This window comes from Paenibacillus sp. FSL R5-0527 (assembly GCF_038008055.1).
Taxonomy (GTDB): domain Bacteria; phylum Bacillota; class Bacilli; order Paenibacillales; family Paenibacillaceae; genus Fontibacillus; species Fontibacillus macerans.
Genome location: NZ_JBBOYI010000001.1, coordinates 1349937 through 1364246 on the forward strand (window position 1 = coordinate 1349937; position 14310 = coordinate 1364246).

The window sequence follows — 14310 nt, forward strand, 5'->3', positions numbered from 1 at the left end:
ATGCAGCTGCCTTGGCTTATTATAAGCGCGGTTCTCCTTATCGGGCTGGTTGCCGCGGTATACCGCCGGCGCGCGCTGAAGGGGATCCGGTATGAGCGGTATTTTTCCAAACGGGCCGCATTTGAAGGCGATGAAGTCGAAATGATCGAGGTCATCGCCAACGCCAAGCTGCTGCCGCTGCCTTGGCTTCGCCTGGAATCGAGCATTCCCGCCGGGCTTGCGTTCGGAAAGCAGAGCAACCTGGCGATTCATGCCGGGGAAATCTATCAGAACCACAGCAGTCTTTTTCACCTTCGTCCGTACCGGCAAATCACAAGGCGCCATAAGGTCGGCTGCGCCCGCAGGGGGCTATACCGGCTGGAATCGGCCACGATGACGACGGGCGATCCGCTGGGGCTGAACTCGGAGGTCAAACGCTTCCCGCTGAATCTGGAGCTGCTCGTGTATCCGCGGGCGGTTCCGCTGGAGGAGCTGCCGCTGCCGAACCACAGCTGGCTGGGGGAAGTCACCGTCCGGCGCTGGATCGTGGAGGACCCGTTTCTGACCGCGGGGATCCGCGCCTATCGCCCCGGCGATCCGCTGAGCCAGATCAACTGGAAAGCGACGGCACGGACCGGGGAGCTGCAGGTGCACAAGCGGGATTACACCGCCGACCATCGGCTGGTGATTTGCCTTAATGTGGAGGTCAGCGATTCGATGTGGAGAACGGTGACCGCGCCGGAGCGGATCGAGCTGGGGATTCGTTATGCCGCATCGGTGGCGGAGTATGCCCTGCGCAATGGGCTGAGCGCGGGCTTTATATGCAATGCTCGGCTGACGGACGGCCCGGCGGAGCCGGTTCGCATTGAGCCGCAGGCGGCAACCGATCAACTGGAGCTGTTGCTGGAAACGATGGCGCGGCTGGTGCTGGATCGAACGGTTTCGATGGTTCGGCTGCTCGAACTGGAGCTTGAGGCGGGGGCGGCCGATACCGATTATTTGATCATTTCCTGCCACTGGGGCGAGAAGCTCGCGGAAACGGCGGAGCTGCTGCGGCGCGGCGGCAACGGCGTGGAATGGATGGAAATTCCCGATTGGGCCGATCAAGGTTCGGGAGAAGCGGGCGAATTTGATGAAGGGATGAGCTCCTTCAGCTCCATCAGCTCATAGCGGCAGCTTGGGCGAAAACATAAGGACAAAAAATGTCGCTATTTCGGCGATATCACCCTTTTTGAGTGCAATAGAGACATTTTATGCCGCTATTTTCTCGAATCGCTGCCGAAATGCCTGCGTTCATGACGAATCATAGGAAATAAGTACAAAAAATGCCGCTAACGCGGATGAACAGGCCTGGATCCGGATAATAAGTACATAAAGCGCCGCTATTTTAGAAACTATCCCCTGCCCCTGCTCCTCCCCCTGACAAAGGACAGCCAGTTCCGGCCGGCCCGCAAAATTTCCTTATATCCCGGAGGTCTGACGAGGTAATACGGGGTGATCGCGCCGCCCCAGTTCGCTTTGGAACTGGCGACCGAAGGGATGTTGGCTCCGGCGAAATCGAACGTTTTCAGCCCGTTGTCCGATAAATCGCCCAGCTCAAAGCTTTGCAGCAGCTGCACGACGCCTTGATTCAAATGCTCCGTCTTGCTGGCGGCGATCCAGCCGAACGCTTTTTGATCGTCAAGGCAAATCGTGATGCTGGCGCTGACCGGCTCCCCGGAGGGCGCATAACAAACATACGCGCGAAAGGCCTCCGGCCCGAGCAGGCTCCGGGCCAGCCGCAAATCCTCCAGGCCCAGCCGGTGGGTGAAGCCTTGGCGGGCTTCCGTTCCGGCGAGGCATTGGTGCACCTCCGCCATATCTTCGGTTCTGGCCGCCCGGTAGCCGGCCGCGCCGGCCTTGCGCACCTTCGCCCGGACGTCTGCGCTGGCGCGATCCAAGCTAAAGGGCAGCTCCATTACATACGTGTATTTGATATCCGCGATAAATCCGCTCCACAAAAAAGGGCGGATGTCCGTAATGTCCGGAGGAAAAACGAAGCTGGCGTTGCTGGGCGATTTCAGCATATCCGCCGCCACCGCTTCCGCCACCTCCCGCCACTGCCGGTCGATTTTGAACGGCTTGTCCGTCGGCGTGGAATGAAACACAAACGGATGATAGGGGTTCAGCGGCGGGAGATACAGCTTGCCTTTCGCGTTATAGAAAAACAACCCTTCCCCCCGGGCCGGGGAATTGGGCGCCTCGAACTCGGCAAGACGCGCCCGGCAGCCCCATTTTCGCTCGTTGAACTCAGCCCACTGCATCAGCAGCTCGCGACGGTTTAACTCCATGATACAAAGCCTCCTTCGACTTGTTCCCTTTACCAGTTCTAACGTATGATCTTGTCCCCGCGAATATGAGCAAGGGCGGATCGGGCTTTTTGCCGGTATCCCTTCTTTGCTCCCGGCCATTTAATATATTGTGAGAAAAAAATATACCTTCTATCATTAGCTCAACTTCTATCATAGGGGATTCGGCAGCATAGTTTTTTCGTCGAAGGAGGGATTACCGTGATACAAGTTACAAAATGGGGCGCCCGGGGCGACGGAGCGGCCGACGATACCGCCGCGATCCAGCAAGCGCTGAACCAAGCGGCCAAAACCGGGGAGACCGTATATTTTCCGAGCGGTGTCTACAGGGTGAATCCGGCGAAAGCGCTGATGGTCGGGGGGAATACGCTCATCAAAGGCGACGGCCGTTCCTCCGTCATCAAGGCGGCGCCGGACAGCTTCGGCTGGGAGCTGATGCGAATCGCCGGCAAGGAGGTGAACGTCAGCGGGATCGTGCTGGACGGAAACGAGCGCGTAAACCGCGTTCTCGCCATCGGCGGGGGCAGCTCGCGGGTGACGGTCCGCGATACGCTCGTGACGGGGGCAACCCACGACACCGACCGGCGGAGCGAATATTACGCCGGAGTCGTGGCCGGCATCGTCGTCTACGGAAATACGGAGTCGATCACGATTGAAAATACGGAGGTTGCGAACGTTGCCGCCCGCAATTTGGTGGGAAGCAGCCTGGTGGCCCGGGGCATTTTCGTCACCACGACCTGGGGGAGCAAAGAACTGGCCGCGAAAAAAGTATCCGTCACGAACTGCTACATCCATCATATCAGCCCGGCCGATGACGGCGACGGGATATACTACGAGGACCCGACGATGGAAAACAACCGGGGAACGGATGTCGACAGCGTCATTGCCGGGAACCGGTTTGACTATTGCGCCAAGCGGGCGATCAAAATTTTTGCCCAAGGCATCACCGTTAAAGGCAACGACATTCATAATCCTTATTTAAACGACAATTACTTTATGGGTACGGAAAAAGGAAAGCGCGCCCCGGACATGTACGCGGCGATCAGCGTTTACGGCGGCGGCAACACGGTGGAAGGCAACCGGATTTACGGAAACGGCAGCTTTTATGCCGCGATCGAAGTCGGGGCTGGAGCCGAAGTGGCGGACATCGTGATCCAAAACAACAACATCGCCATGGGGGAACGCAGCAACGTCAAGGGTACGACCGCCATCCGGCTCGGCAGTATCCGCGATTTCCGGGTTTTGTCCAATACGATCAACAACGGGGAACGGGGAATTTGGACCTGGCAAAACGCCGACCAAGGGCTGATCAAGGATAACGTCATCCGCGTGCGGCGGGGGGGAGGCATCGACCTCACGACATATCTCCGCAGCTACGTGCAAAAAAACATCACCTTGGCAAACAATAAAATTTCCGCCTCCTCCTACACCATCAAGACGTCGTCGGCGACCAATTCCGGCGTCGTTATCAAATAAATCCGGTTGACAAAACCACTTAAGGAGCGCCTCCGGGCGTTCTTTTTTGCATTTGACTACTAAAACGGCGGCGCCCTGAATATAACACAATATAGCAAAACGTTATGCGGACGATAGGATGCGGATGATTCCAAAAAAGGAATGGTAGGTATGGAGACTAAACGGGGTATTTTGGTGGTATCGCTGGATTTCGAACTGTATTGGGGCGTCCGGGATCTTTGCAGCATTGATGAGTATGCGGAAAAATGGGGCGGCGAACGCGAAAGAATTGCCGAAATACTAGATTTATTCCGCGATCGCGGCATTCATGCCACTTGGGCGACCGTGGGGCTGCTCTTTTTTGCCGGCAAGGAAGAGATGCTTCAGGGGCTGCCCGCGCTCAAGCCGGCATACTCGGATTCCCGTTTGTCCCCTTACGGGCATATCGCGGGCGGCGGCGTCGGACAAGGGGAGGACGATGATCCCCATCATTTTGCGCTGTCGCTGATCGAGCGGATTCGCTCCACCCCCGGCCAAAGAATCGGTTCCCACACGTTTTCGCATTATTATTCATTGGAAAAAGGACAAACCGAACGGCAATTTTACAGCGACCTGCAGGCCGCGGCGGACGTTGCCGCAAAACGGGGAATCCCCCTCGAAAGCCTGGTGCTGCCCCGCAATCAGATCCGCCGCAAATACGTCGGCCGGCTTGCGGAGCTTGGCATCAAGACGTATCGCGGCAACCCGCAGCACCGGCTGTACCGGGACGGTTATTCCGCCTCCGATCCCCCGCTGAAGCGAGCGCTTAGGCTGGCGGACAGCTATTTCAACCTGACCGGCCACCATACCTATCCGGCGGAGTCGCTCGCTCCCAAGGCGCCTTTGAGCTTGCCGGCCAGCTTTTTCTTCCGCTCGCCGCCGCGTTGGCTCGGCTGGCTGGAACCGCTGCGGCTGTACCGGATGCGGCGCAGCATGACGCATGCGGCGAAACACGGGCAGGTGTACCACCTGTGGTTTCATCCCTACAACGCCGCGGAGGAGGCGGGCATGCGGGCGCTGAAACGGCTGGCGAACCATTTTCGCCGGCTTGCCGAACGCTACGGCATGATCAGCCTGAACATGGAGGAGCTTGCCGAGGCTGTGCTTGCCGGCCGGCCGGCAGCGGAGCCGTTGGGACGGCCGGCGGAAGGAGCGGGGGCCGAGGCTGATGCTTTCCCGGCGCGTGCGGAAGAAACGGTGTCCGCTTGCCGGACTTCCCCCGGGCCAAGTTATTCCGCAAATGAGGTGAAGCTTCATGGACATTGAGTTTTTGGGCAAAGCGGTCAAACGCCATTGTATCGCTTTTGCGGCCGTAATCGCGGTATGCATCGGCGCGGCCGCGCTGGCGAACGAGCTTATAAGCCCGGCTTACCGGGCCGACGTCAGCCTGGTGGCCAATATCGTATCCAAGCCGGATTCCAGTACATATAACGAATTTTTGGCCAGCCAGATGCTGACGAAAACATACGAGGATACGATCCAAAGCCGGTATATCGCCTCCGAGGTCAAAAACAAGATTTCCGCGCCGCAATCCGCCACCGAACTGCTGAAGAAAGTCAGGGTGCGGACCGATCCGGGAACGCTGGTCATCCTGCTGTCTTACACCGGGAGCGACCCCAAAGAAGCGGTGGCGATCGCCAACGCTTTTGCGGAAACGTTCGTGGCCAAATCCAAGGAAATCATCACGGACGCCAACGTCTCGATTTTGGATTCGGCGAGCATGGAGGAGGCGGCGATCCCGGTCAGCCCGCGCAAAATGCTCAATATCGCGCTGGCGGCTTTTGCCGGTTTGTTTGCGGCGTTAAGCCTGGCGTTGGCTCTGGAAAAAAGGGACGAGCGAAAAAAGGCGCGGCGCCATTTGCCGGAAGATTACCCGGGCACCCTGAGAGACATTGGTCCGGATGGAAGAAAATATAGAGGAGGGGCAATATGATGAATTTTGCGATCGCGGGATGCGGACATATCGCGGGCAAACATATCGAGGCGATCGAGAATACGGAGGGAGCCCGGCTGGTTGCCGTATGCGACCCGAATCCGGGGCGGCTGGCGGAGATGCGGACGCGGCTGCCGGACGCGGCCTGCTATGCCGAGCTCGGCACGCTGCTGGAGCGGGAGCCGGACGTGGACGCGGTATGCGTCTGCGCGCCGAGCGGGCTGCACGCGCAGCTGGCGCTGAAAGCCGCAGCCGCCGGCAAGCATCTGGTGCTGGAGAAGCCGGTGACGCTTGCTCTGGAGGAAGCGGAGCGGCTGCGGCAGGCCGTGCGCGCCGCCGGGGTGCGGGCGGCGGTCGTGCACCCGAACCGGTTCAGGCCGGCGATCCGGCATTTAAAAAACGCGCTGGCGCAAAACCGGTTCGGCAAGCTGAGCCACGTAAACGTCACGGTCCGCTGGAACCGCAGCCAGGCGTATTACGATCAGGCCGCCTGGCGGGGAACCAAAGCGATGGACGGCGGCGTGCTGATGAATCAGGCGATCCATGGCCTCGATTTGCTGCAGTGGCTGTTCGGCCCGGTGGCCGAAGTCAAATCGCTCGTCGCCACGCGCGTCAGGCGGATCGAAGCGGAGGACGTGGCGATCGCCGCGATCCGGCTGGAGAGCGGGGCGCTTGGCGTGATCGAAGCGGCCACGACAGTGTACGGGCACAACCTGGAGGAGACGATCGCCGTCTTCGGCGAAACCGGCTATGCCGTCATCGGCGGACGGACGGCCAACTGGATCCGCCATTGGGCGTGCGCGGGCATGTCGGAAGAGGATACGGCGGCGCTGATCCGCGAGGTGGAGCAGGACCCGTACGGCATTCCGGGGCATCAGTGCATTATCGCGGACCTGGTGCGCGCCGCGGAGGAAGGCCGCGAACCGGCGGTCACGCTGGAGGACGGCATCCGCGCCGTCGAGCTGGCGCTGCAGATGACCGGGGGCGGCCGCGGCGGAGATTTCCGTCTGGTTCCCGAAGGCGCGGGAAAGGGGGAGGTTTGAATGCAAACGGAAGTCTTGAGATCCGGATCTTCCCGTTATGGCCGCCTGGAGCTGCTGCGCAAGCTGGAGGACAAAACGGCGGTCATCGGCGTGATCGGCCTCGGTTACGTCGGGCTGCCGCTGGCCGTGGAAAAAGCGAAGGCCGGCTACCGCGTCATCGGCTTTGACGTGCAAGCCCGGAAAATCGACATGTTAAACAGCGGGCATAACTACATCGGCGACGTGGTCGATGAGGATTTGCGGGAGATGGTGAGGGACGGACGGCTTAGCGCGACGGCGGATTATTCCTTTTTGCAAGGCGTGGACGCGGTCGCCGTCTGCGTGCCGACCCCGCTCGATATTTACCGGCAGCCGGACACGAGCTACGTGGAGAACTCGACTCGCGAGATCGCCAAATTCCTGCATCCGGGGATGCTCATCGTCCTGGAAAGCACGACCTATCCCGGCACGACGGAGGAACTGGTCAGGCCGATTCTCGAAGCGACGGGGCTGCGCTGCGGCAGCGATTTTTTTCTGGCGTATTCGCCGGAACGAGTGGATCCCGGAAACAAAACGTTTAATACGAAAAACACGCCCAAGGTGGTCGGCGGCGTAACTCCGGCCTGCTCGGAGGTGGCGGAAACGCTGTACCGGCAGGTGCTCAACGGGGACGTTCACGTCGTGTCCAGCCCGGCGGTGGCGGAAATGGAGAAAATTTACGAAAACACGTTCCGCCATATCAACATCGCGCTGGCCAACGAAATGGCCGTCCTTTGCAGCCGCATGGGGATCAACGTCTGGGAAGTGATCGACGCGGCGAAATCCAAGCCCTACGGGTTTATGGCTTTTTATCCGGGACCGGGGCTCGGCGGACACTGCATCCCGATCGATCCGTTTTATTTGACCTGGAAAGCGCGGGAATACGGCTACCATACGCGGCTCATCGAACTGGCCGGCGAAATCAACAACGCAATGCCGGAATTCGTCGTGCAGAAAATCGCCGATATCCTGAACCGGGACGGCAAGCCGCTGCGTGGCTCGACCGTATATTTGCTGGGCGTGGCTTACAAAAAAGACATCGACGATTACCGGGAGTCGCCGGTGTTGACCATGATCGGCCTGCTGGAGGAACGGGGCGCGAACGTGCGGGTCAGCGACACGCATATCCCCGAATTCCATTGGCGCGGCAAGCGTTACGTGTGCGAGGAAGTGACGGAGCGGCGGGTCGGCGAGGCGGACATTGCGGTGATCACGACCGATCACTCCGGATTTGACTACGACCTGATCGGCAGAGCCAGCCGTATTTTGCTCGACACCCGTAACGGTATGCGGGGCCGGCGGAAGCCGGACAATTATTATTTGCTCTGATTTTAAAAATTTAAGTTGAGGAGTCAGTGAAATGGGAAACGGATATGTGCACTCAACCGCGGTAGTCGATCCCGGCGCGCAAATCGGGGAGGGGACGAAAATATGGCATTTCACGCATGTGTCGGCCACGTCCGTGATCGGAAAGCGCTGCAGCCTCGGGCAAAACGTGTATGTCGCCGACCGCGTGACGATCGGGGACGGGGTGAAAATCCAAAACAATGTTTCCGTTTACGAAGGAGTCATTTTGGAGGATGAAGTGTTTTGCGGGCCGAGTATGGTGTTCACCAACGTGCTGACCCCGCGTTCAGCTTTTCCGCGCAACCGCAGCGCCGATTACCGGATAACCCGGGTCGGGAGGGGCGCTTCGATCGGCGCGAACGCGACCGTCGTCTGCGGGGTGGCGATCGGGGAATGGGCCTTGGTGGGCGCGGGGGCCGTCGTCACCCGGGACGTCGCGCCGCATGCGCTGGTCGCCGGGGTACCCGCGCGGCAAATCGGCTGGGTCTGCCGCTGCGGGCAAACGCTTGGCTTTAAAGCGGGGCTTGCGGGCTGCGGGGACTGCGGCAGGGAATACCGGCTGGAGCAGGACCGCATCGCCACGTTGAAGGAGGCGAATCCGGCATGAATCAGGCGCAGGGCTTAAACGGTTACGGGACAGGTGATGGCGATCAAACCGCCGATCCCATTCCCGTGTTGGATCTGAAGCGGGAGGTTGCGGAGCTGAAGCCGCGGCTGCTGGAAGCGATTGAGGCCGTATTGGACGAAGCGGCGTTTATTATGGGGAACCAGGTGAAGCAACTGGAGCGGGAAGCCGCCGATTACCTGGGCGTACGGCACGCGATCGCCCTGAATTCCGGCACGGACGCGCTCGTCATCGCCCTGCTGGCGGCCGGGATCGGACCCGGCGACGAAGTGATCACGACGCCGTTCACGTTTTTTGCCACCGCGGAGGCGATCAGCCGAGTGCAGGCGGTTCCGGTGTTTGCCGACGTCGATCCCACGACGTTCAACCTGAACCCGGACAGCCTGGAGGCGGCCATCACGCCGCGGACAAAAGCGCTCCTCCCGGTGCATTTGTTCGGCCGTCCGGCGGAGATGGACCGGATTATGGACATCGCACGGGCGCATGGGCTGATCGTCATCGAGGACGCCGCTCAGGCGTTCGGCGCGGAAACGGGCGGACGCAAGGCGGGAACGATCGGGCACGCGGGCTGCTATTCCTTTTTTCCTTCCAAAAATCTCGGCGCCTACGGCGACGGCGGCATGCTGGCGACGGACGATCCGGCGCTGGCCGAGACGGCGGCGATGCTGCGGACGCACGGCTCGAAGCGGAAGTACTACAACGAGCGGATCGGCTTCAATTCCCGGCTCGACGAGCTGCAGGCGGCGATATTGCGGGTGAAGCTCCCGCACGTTGACGCCTGGAACGAGCAGCGCCGTCTTGCCGCGGGCCGCTACGGGGAACTGCTGCATGGGCTGGATGGGCTTATTTTGCCGGAGGAATGCGCGGGCGATGTCAAGCACGTATATCATCAATACACGATCAGGGTGCTGAACGGGAAAAGAGACGAGCTTAAGGCCGCTCTGGCCGCCGCGGGGATCAGCACGATCGTGTATTATCCGCTGCCGGTCCACAAGCTTCCCGTTTATGCGGCCGATAGCGGGGGGACGCCGCTGCCGATGGCCGAACAGCTGTCGCAGGAGGTACTGTCGCTGCCGATCGGACCGCACCTCGAAGAGAATGCGCAGCGTTACATCGCCGGGCATATCGAGCGTTTCATGAAATCAAGTAAGGATTGAGAAGCGAAACATGTTCAAAAAGTTACCCTTCGCGCGGCAAATTTACGGCCTGCGGGAGCTGTTTCATGTCCGCCATGCCGTCAGTTTGTTCCGCAAGCTGGCCGGCGACGGCTTTTTGCGCAACGTGTTCGTGCTGGCCAGCGGAACGATCGTCAGCCAGGTCATCATTCTGGCGACGCTGCCGATTTTAACCCGGCTTTATTCGCCTTCGGAATACGGGACGTATTCGATGTACCTGTCGATCATCGGCATTCTGCTCATGATCATTTCCTTTTCGTACGAAAACGCCATTACCTTGCCGGAGGACGACCGCACGGCCTCGAGCGTGCTAAGCCTGTCGCTTAGGATTTGCATCGGCGTCAGCATCGCCAGCGGCATCGGCATTCACATTTTGGAGGGGCCGCTGGCGGCGTGGATGCATGAATCCTACGTTGCCCATTATTACCTGCTGTTTATCGTCAGCCTGTTTGGCGCCGGTTTCTATCAAATTTTGAATTATTGGTCCATCCGCAAAAAATATTTCCGCGAGCTGGCGCGAACGAAATACACGCAAAGCATCGCCCAGGTGTCTTCGCAGATCGGGCTCAGCCTATTTCAACTGGGCCCGCTTGGCCTTATCGTCGGCGATATTATCGGCCGCTTCGGCGGCCTCGTTCCGCAGTGGAAGCTGTGGCGGCGCGATGTGAAGCGGCAGCAAATCGTCTCGGGCTGGGCCGATCTGCGGGACAGCGCGTACCGGTACCGGAGGTTTCCGCTGCTGTCGATGTCGTCCAACGTGTTGAACAGCATCGTGCTGTACATACCGTCGATTTTGCTGGCCTCGTTGTACGGGACTCAAGTGGCCGGGTGGTTTGCGCTGTGCCAGCGCATTCTCGGGTCGCCGATGACGCTGATTATGACTTCCGTCCGCAATGTGTATTTGTCGGAATCATCGGACTATATGATCAATGATCCGAGCCGGCTTTACCCCTTGTTTCGCAAAACGGTCCGCAATGTTTTCCTTGTCGGTCTGCTGATTATTCTGGCGCTCGTCGGCGTCGGCCCTTTTCTGTTTCCGTTTCTGTTCGGCGGCGAATGGGCCGAGTCCGGCAGCTATATCCGCATCTTGTCGGTCATGTATTTGTGCCAGTTCGTCGCCAACTCGGTCGGCTCGACGATCGACGTGATGGAGCGGCAGGACCTTCACCTGTACCGGGAAATCATCCGTACATTTCTGATTCTCGGTTCCCTGACGTTCGCCTGGTTCACCCATCAGACGGCAGAAACGGCGATCTGGCTGTTCAGCGGCGCTTCGACGCTTGGCTATGTGCTGCATCTGATGCTCTCCTGGCATTCGGTGCGGAAATACAAGGCGCAGGGCGAAGCGGGGAGCGAACCAATACAGAGCAAGGAGCGAGGATAAGGGAATGTTGACGGTATACTCTCCCCTGTCACGCCTGCCGGAAAGAGAATACATCTACCGCGTGGTTTTGGGGGAATTTCTGGGACTTGAATACAACGTGGTTTACGGGGACGGCAAACAGATCGAACTGGTCATGATTGAAGCTACGGCGGCTTCGGATATTTCGAAAACTTCGAAAACATCGGAAACTTCGGATATTTCGGGTGCCTCGGGGGCCTCGAATGCCTCGAATGCCTCGGATGCCTCGGGGGCCGCAGGTTCGGGCCGCTCTTCGGACACGCGCACTGTAACGCCGGTGTCCGCCAAAAGGCTGCGGATGCCGGACGTGCTGCTGCAAACCCCCGATGCGCTCTGGCTAAAGGAGGCTTCCCTGCCGCGCCTTCCGTTGGACCGGTTTCGGCCGCCGGGCAGCGGCGAGGCGGAACCGCCGCTCCCGGTTATTTACGGGCGGAAAGGCGGGAAGGGCGAATATGTCGAGGCGGACGTAGAGGGATTTTACCTGGGGATCGATGTGTTCGGCAGCAGCCTGTTTATGCTGACGCGCTACGAGGAGCTGGTCATCAGCGAGCGCGACCCGATCGACCGGTTTCCGGCCACGGCGTCGCTCGCCTACCGCGAGTCCTTCCTGGACCGGCCGATCGTCAACGAATACGTGGAGGTGCTGTGGCGGTTCATGAAGCGGCTGTGGCCCGGTCTGACCCGAAAAGTGAGAACGCCGGCGGTCCGCATAACCCATGACGTCGATTTTCCCTTTTACATCTATGGCCGCAGCCGGCTGCGCGTGTTTCGGGATATCGTCATGGATGTGCTTCGGCGGCGGGATCTCGAATCCGGCCGGAAGAAGGCCAGAATGCTGTACCGGGGGCGGGAGAGCCTGGCCGGAGATCCGTACAACACCTTCTCCTGGCTGATGGACCAGAGCGAACGGGCCGGAATCCGCAGCGCTTTTTATTTCATCACCGAGAAGACCAAACCGGGCATTGACGGCAATTATGCGATCGAGGATCCGAGGATTCAGCAGCTGCTGCGCGAAATTCACGCCCGGGGCCATGAAATCGGCCTGCATCCGAGCTACAACACCTACTTGAACCCGGCCCGCATCCGCCAGCAATTTCAAAAGCTGGTGGAAATCGCCCGGGCCAACGGCATCAGGCAGGACCGCTGGGGTGGAAGACAGCATTATTTGCGCTGGCAGGCCCCGGATACGTGGCAGTTTTGGGAGGACGCGGGACTGCAGTATGACAGCACGCTCAGCTATGCCGACCGGGCGGGCTTTCGCTGCGGCGTCTGTTACGAATTCCCGGTGTTTAATCTGAAAACCCGGAAGGCGCTGGCCTTGCGGGAACGCCCCCTGATCGTCATGGATCAGACGATTTTGCATCCGGAGTACATGGGGCTGGACCATGAGCAGGCTTATGATGCAATCCGCGGCTATTATCGGGAATGTATGAAATACAGCGGGGACTTTACGATGCTGTGGCATAACAGCCAGCTGCTGAAAACTTCGGAGCGCGCCGTTTACAGCAAATGCCTGGAGCTCATCGCCGCTTCACCGTAATCGTTAGGAGGAAGCCGTTTTGAAAATTGCCTATTTGATCCACTGGAACGAAGGACCGGACAGCGGGGTGTACAAAAAAGTGACCGGCCAGGCGCTCGCTTGGGCATCGCTGGGCCACGAGCCGGCGCTGTTTCTGTTCACCAGCCGGCATGGCGAAAGCTGGGAGGAAGCGGCAGGCGGAGGAATCCCGGTCATCGTGGAAACGTATCGGGGAAAGCCCGGCAGGTTGGCGCGTTTTCGGGCCTTGCTTGCAGACTTGCGCGCCTGGGGGCCCGATGTCGTTTACCATCGCTTCGATCTGTATTACCCTTCACTCCCCCGGCTGCTTCGGGAATTTCCTTCGGTGCTTGAAATCAACACCAACGATGTGTCCGAACTGGCGCTGGAGCGCGGCCCGGGCCGGCTGCGTTATTACTACCACCGGCTGACGCGCCGCTTCGTGCTCGGGGCCGCCGGCGGGTTCGTGTTCGTCAGCGGCGAGCTGGCGGAAGCCCCGTGCTTCCGCCGTTACGCGAAGGACAAGGCGGTCATCGGCAATGGGATCGACCTGGCGCGGTACGCGTTGGCACGGGAGGGCGGCGAAGTGCGGCCCGTTGAAGCGCAAGCCGCTGAAGCGCAGGTCACTGAAGTGCAGGTTGCTGAAGTGCGGGCCGCTGAAGAGCAGGTTGCTGAAGTGCAGGTTGCTGAAGCGCAGGCCGTTGGGGCGCAGGCCGCTGGAGCGTGCAACCCGTCCAGCCGGGAGGTTGGCCAAGCGGCGAGCCCCGCAGAAGACGGAAGTGAAGCTGAACCTATGGCCGAAGACGCATGTTTTACCGATCGGTGCGCGTCTTCGGCCGGCCCGCACGCGACGGCTTCCCTTATCGGAGCCGAAGACGCCGTCCGCTTCGTGTTTCTCGGATCGGCCGGGCAGGCGTGGCACGGGGTGGACCATATCGCCGAGCTGGCCGCGGCCAAACCGCATTGGCGGTTCGACATCGTCGGCGTGGAGCGCGGGGAGCTGGCGCTGCCGATTCCGCCCAATATGACGTTCCACGGCCGGCTGCTGCAGCGCGGCTACCAGCCGCTGCTCGACCGGGCCGACATCGCGATCGGCACGCTGGCGCTGTACCGCAAAGGGATGGAGGAAGCGTCCCCGCTGAAGGTCCGGGAATACCTGGCCAACGGGCTTCCGGTCATTACGGCGTACCGGGAGACCGATTTTCCCGAGCCGGTTCCGTTTGTGCTGCAGCTGCCGAACAGGCCGGGAAACGTGCTGGAAAACCTCCCGGCGATCGAGCGGTTTGCACGGAGCTGGAAAGGACGCAGGGTGGAGCCGGACGGCATCGGGCATTTGGACACCGCCGTCAAGGAGGCGGCCCGGGTCGGATATATGGAACGGATCAGGGAACGGAAAAGAGGGAGTTAAG

General features: G+C 60.1%; 12 protein-coding genes. 11 read left to right on the forward strand and 1 reads right to left on the reverse strand.

Annotated elements, in window-relative coordinates:
- Positions 1 to 1149: a DUF58 domain-containing protein gene (locus NYE69_RS05975; protein WP_155620969.1), complete on the forward strand. Its 1149-nt coding sequence runs from the start codon at positions 1 to 3 to the stop codon at positions 1147 to 1149.
- Positions 1150 to 1373: 224 nt separating this feature from the next.
- Here NYE69_RS05975 and NYE69_RS05980 read toward each other — a convergent pair whose 3' ends face one another.
- On the reverse strand, positions 1374 to 2309 hold the full coding sequence (locus NYE69_RS05980) for a GNAT family N-acetyltransferase (protein WP_196427567.1): 936 nt from the start codon (positions 2307 to 2309) through the stop codon (positions 1374 to 1376).
- 219 nt (positions 2310 to 2528) lie between these two features.
- Between NYE69_RS05980 and NYE69_RS05985 the strand changes: the two genes are divergently transcribed.
- The 10 genes from NYE69_RS05985 to NYE69_RS06030 all read left to right on the forward strand — a co-directional run bounded on the left by NYE69_RS05985 (position 2529) and on the right by NYE69_RS06030 (position 14309).
- The gene (locus NYE69_RS05985) at positions 2529 to 3803 is read left to right on the forward strand and encodes a right-handed parallel beta-helix repeat-containing protein (RefSeq protein ID WP_155620967.1); all 1275 of its coding nucleotides are present in this window, start codon (positions 2529 to 2531) and stop codon (positions 3801 to 3803) included.
- 150 nt (positions 3804 to 3953) lie between these two features.
- Complete coding sequence (locus tag NYE69_RS05990; RefSeq protein ID WP_196427566.1) at positions 3954 to 5087, forward strand: polysaccharide deacetylase family protein; 1134 nt, start codon at positions 3954 to 3956, stop codon at positions 5085 to 5087.
- The gene (locus NYE69_RS05995) at positions 5077 to 5754 is read left to right on the forward strand and encodes a YveK family protein (protein ID WP_328274114.1); all 678 of its coding nucleotides are present in this window, start codon (positions 5077 to 5079) and stop codon (positions 5752 to 5754) included. The genes NYE69_RS05990 and NYE69_RS05995 overlap by 11 nt, the downstream gene beginning before the upstream one ends.
- Positions 5751 to 6797, forward strand: coding sequence for a Gfo/Idh/MocA family protein (locus NYE69_RS06000; RefSeq protein ID WP_340925108.1), 1047 nt, complete (start codon positions 5751 to 5753; stop codon positions 6795 to 6797). The genes NYE69_RS05995 and NYE69_RS06000 overlap by 4 nt, the downstream gene beginning before the upstream one ends.
- The gene (locus NYE69_RS06005) at positions 6798 to 8144 is read left to right on the forward strand and encodes a nucleotide sugar dehydrogenase (protein WP_340925109.1); all 1347 of its coding nucleotides are present in this window, start codon (positions 6798 to 6800) and stop codon (positions 8142 to 8144) included.
- A 31-nt stretch (positions 8145 to 8175) separates the two neighbouring features.
- On the forward strand, positions 8176 to 8769 hold the full coding sequence (locus NYE69_RS06010) for an acyltransferase (protein WP_340925111.1): 594 nt from the start codon (positions 8176 to 8178) through the stop codon (positions 8767 to 8769).
- The gene (locus NYE69_RS06015; protein WP_340925113.1) at positions 8766 to 9944 is read left to right on the forward strand and encodes a DegT/DnrJ/EryC1/StrS family aminotransferase; all 1179 of its coding nucleotides are present in this window, start codon (positions 8766 to 8768) and stop codon (positions 9942 to 9944) included. The genes NYE69_RS06010 and NYE69_RS06015 overlap by 4 nt, the downstream gene beginning before the upstream one ends.
- Positions 9945 to 9954: 10 nt before the next feature.
- The gene (locus NYE69_RS06020; protein WP_328273909.1) at positions 9955 to 11346 is read left to right on the forward strand and encodes a lipopolysaccharide biosynthesis protein; all 1392 of its coding nucleotides are present in this window, start codon (positions 9955 to 9957) and stop codon (positions 11344 to 11346) included.
- Between the two features lie 4 nt (positions 11347 to 11350).
- Positions 11351 to 12904 (forward strand): polysaccharide deacetylase family protein, encoded by a 1554-nt coding sequence (locus NYE69_RS06025; RefSeq protein ID WP_155620959.1) that lies wholly within the window; start codon positions 11351 to 11353, stop codon positions 12902 to 12904.
- A 19-nt stretch (positions 12905 to 12923) separates the two neighbouring features.
- Entirely contained in the window at positions 12924 to 14309 is a 1386-nt protein-coding gene (locus tag NYE69_RS06030; RefSeq protein ID WP_340925119.1) for a glycosyltransferase, read from the forward strand.
- Position 14310 lies beyond the last annotated feature (1 nt).

Coding starts and splice junctions, on each gene's coding strand:
- NYE69_RS06000 (WP_340925108.1), top strand. CDS start 5,751: ATGATGAATTTTGCGATCGCGGGATGCGGACATATCGCGGGCAAACAT.
- NYE69_RS06020 (WP_328273909.1), top strand. CDS start 9,955: ATGTTCAAAAAGTTACCCTTCGCGCGGCAAATTTACGGCCTGCGGGAG.
- NYE69_RS06005 (WP_340925109.1), top strand. CDS start 6,798: ATGCAAACGGAAGTCTTGAGATCCGGATCTTCCCGTTATGGCCGCCTG.
- NYE69_RS06010 (WP_340925111.1), top strand. CDS start 8,176: ATGGGAAACGGATATGTGCACTCAACCGCGGTAGTCGATCCCGGCGCG.
- NYE69_RS05975 (WP_155620969.1), top strand. CDS start 1: ATGCAGCTGCCTTGGCTTATTATAAGCGCGGTTCTCCTTATCGGGCTG.
- NYE69_RS05995 (WP_328274114.1), top strand. CDS start 5,077: ATGGACATTGAGTTTTTGGGCAAAGCGGTCAAACGCCATTGTATCGCT.
- NYE69_RS05980 (WP_196427567.1), bottom strand. CDS start 2,309: ATGGAGTTAAACCGTCGCGAGCTGCTGATGCAGTGGGCTGAGTTCAAC.
- NYE69_RS06015 (WP_340925113.1), top strand. CDS start 8,766: ATGAATCAGGCGCAGGGCTTAAACGGTTACGGGACAGGTGATGGCGAT.
- NYE69_RS06025 (WP_155620959.1), top strand. CDS start 11,351: ATGTTGACGGTATACTCTCCCCTGTCACGCCTGCCGGAAAGAGAATAC.
- NYE69_RS05990 (WP_196427566.1), top strand. CDS start 3,954: ATGGAGACTAAACGGGGTATTTTGGTGGTATCGCTGGATTTCGAACTG.